Source organism: Sporomusa malonica, assembly GCF_900176355.1.
Taxonomy (GTDB): Bacteria; Bacillota; Negativicutes; order Sporomusales; family Sporomusaceae; genus Sporomusa; species Sporomusa malonica.
This window is the reverse complement of the sequence record NZ_FWXI01000055.1, coordinates 1-2,725: the sequence shown is the minus strand read 5'-3', so window position 1 is coordinate 2,725 and position 2,725 is coordinate 1. Positions and strand designations below refer to the sequence as shown.

Annotated in this window: 3 protein-coding genes; all 3 read right to left on the bottom strand. The window is 40.0% G+C overall.

Features of this window, described 5'->3' with window-relative positions:
• Positions 1-289: 289 nt before the first annotated feature.
• Positions 290-1,216, bottom strand: a complete 927-nt coding sequence (locus B9A22_RS24710; RefSeq protein WP_084578584.1) for a hypothetical protein — start codon at positions 1,214-1,216, stop codon at positions 290-292.
• Between the two features lie 251 nt (positions 1,217-1,467).
• On the bottom strand, positions 1,468-1,773 hold the full coding sequence (locus B9A22_RS24705; RefSeq protein WP_084578583.1) for a hypothetical protein: 306 nt from the start codon (positions 1,771-1,773) through the stop codon (positions 1,468-1,470).
• A 361-nt stretch (positions 1,774-2,134) separates the two neighbouring features.
• Positions 2,135-2,725, bottom strand: a 591-nt coding sequence (locus B9A22_RS24700) for a transposase (protein ID WP_084578582.1), incomplete at its 5' end; no start/stop codon positions are given.

The following is a 2,725-nucleotide window of genomic DNA, read 5'->3' as shown; positions in this document are numbered from 1 at the left end:
ATAAAGATGGCAAGGAGATGCCAACTAAAGAAATCTGTATAGGTAAAAAAAGCTGGCATCCCTGGCACAACAACTTCTATTTTGAAAGATAGTTTTAATACGGGCGTTTAATAACTCGCGGTAATGCCCTGCTTTTAGCTGTAGTGTACATTATTTTGTGTGCACATCTTTTCTGCGACAATAATCAACCGTCCCCTGTCGCATTGTGGAGCGCAAAATTCACGTGCTCCACTGGCTTAAGCCATATTTAAAGGAGTGAAGATTTCTCCTCACTCCAGTTCTTATTTCACTAGTTTAGCTCCAGCACCTCAAAGCTGATAATCTTATCGAAAGCCAAGTATTCTCTGCTGTTCTGAGTGCCTACCTTCTTAGTCAGCATGTAGCCTGCGGTATCAGCGCTTGTATGCTTCATATACCAGTTAACAAAAGCGTCGATATCAGCAATGGGCAATTGATAATCATGATCGCTGGAATCAATTACGGTTACTCGGAGCAATTTATTGCCTGTAGTCGGAGGCGGCGTTACCACTGCAGCGGGTGTAGCAGAAGCCTCATTTGAATTAGCGCTTTCGCCATCTGCCGTAATCGCAGTTACTACATAATAGTAGGTAGCACCGTTGATAACGCTTGAATCAACATAGCTGGTTCCAGATTCATTGCTGGCAATAGGAGTATATGGGCCGCCAGCTGTGGTGGCTCGCTTTACGTTGTAGCCGGTTGCTCCGGTTACGGCTGCCCAGGAGAGTGTTACTTTGGAGTCACCCGCAGTTGCAGTTAGATTAGTTGGTACTAACACCGGTGAATATGGTTTAAACTCGCCAATTTCGTCAATGTCAATAGCATCAAACTCAAATTCTCCTTCTTCATCTACAACTAGTTCAACACTCATCTCTTGAGAATTTGGAAAGGTAGTGTCAAAGACCAATAAGTATCCAGTTCTTGATGCTGTGTAGTTAGACATAGAACCTACAACATTACCATTTATTTTGATTTTAGCATTAGTGTTACCTCTAGGATGACCCATAGATATTATACGTAACTTCGAAGTACGTACATTAAAATTAGCGTAACCTCCAATGCCAGAATACAAAGCACTACCATTTAAAGATTCGGGTATGGAGCCCATCCCCATATTTGTTGTAACGTTAGATGTATTAACGTCTATCCTTTGATACCCACTATCAGGTGTCGTTAGTGGTTGCCCTGCTGTTGCCATATTTACATTCCTCCAATTAATTATTAAAAACCGACATAGCCAAGGAACTCTTATGCACTGTGGGTTTCCTGTATATCGGCTTTCACTTATATACATTCATGCCAACATCTTTTTTAAACGACTTGATCCGCTTTTTCTCGAATTAAATACAGCCTGCGGTGTAATACCCAATTCATGGGGATACTCCGTCAGGCTGTGTCCTAATATAATAGTTTTTATGAACGCTTGCCGCTGTTTGACCGATAACTGACTCAACCCCTCGCAAAGCCTTTTCCCAATAATTTTAACTCTACTACTCCGGTTACATCTGTATGATCCGGTTGGTCTTCTAAACAGCATTCAATATCTTCCCGATTAGCAAGTTGATACTCCTTCTTAAGTGCGTTCCATACGGCGAATTTAACCCTGCTTTCCACATATCCAGGTGGCGGAACTCCTTTTGCTGAGTTATAGTACGCAAACGCTTGAACTACCGCTAGCCAAGCTTGTGATTTTATATCTTCTGATTTGCTGCGTGTATGCTTGCGTATAAGTGGTTCAATGTCTAGTATGTTCATGTATCCCTCCCGGTTTTTGGGCATAAGAAAAGCGCCCCGAAGGACGCTAACGATGTACTAGATTATTATATTCTTGCATCTTGTTCCGTAACTCTTGAATTGCACGAATTGCATCAGGCGAGTTTACACCTTTATTCCTTATAGCCTCATTCATTATTTCCTGCAACCGTTCTACTTTTTTCCATAACTCTTTTAGGTCACACATAGCCAACACCCTCTTTCTGAAGTGCTATGTATATTATAATACAGAACAATTGTTTGGTAAATATCAAATTAAGCAGCCTTCAGATACATGGATACAGGGATACAGAGGGATACAGAGGGACGGTTCTGGATACAGAGGGACGGTTCTGATTGTATCCTAAGTTTTAGCAACAACATTAAAATTGAGACCGATTATTCTTGCTATTTGTCTAATAGATAATCCTTCAATGGCTTTAAGCTTTCTTAAAAGTTCATCTCTTTTTTCTTTTTCCATAGATTGTAGTTGAGTAGTTGCTAAGTTATCAATAACATTCTTGATTATTTCTTTTGCTTCTTCGTCTGTTAACCTGTTCGTCCTTTCCAAATTAAATTCTTTTTTACTATCACTCATTCTGCCCATATATTCTATAAACAAATCCCGTGCCGTTTCATTATTGCGGGAGAACATCTCTAGGATGAAGTTTGTATCTACTATATTTGAGTGCCGCCAAGTATACTCAGCATAGCTGCTCCAACGGTACTCCCCATTAGAAGTTATCATTTCCGCTTGAAGAGGATTTTGATGTATATATCGAATTACCTCTAATAAATATCTATCGTCTTCAATTACCTCACTTTTGTATCGATCTTGAAACAAATGGCCAGATCGTTTATATTTCCAATTGTACCAATAAACATAGCTTACCCCGATTCGCTTCATCAGTTTTTCCAGGGGATCTTTTCCTTCTTTTATAACAAGGTGTATATG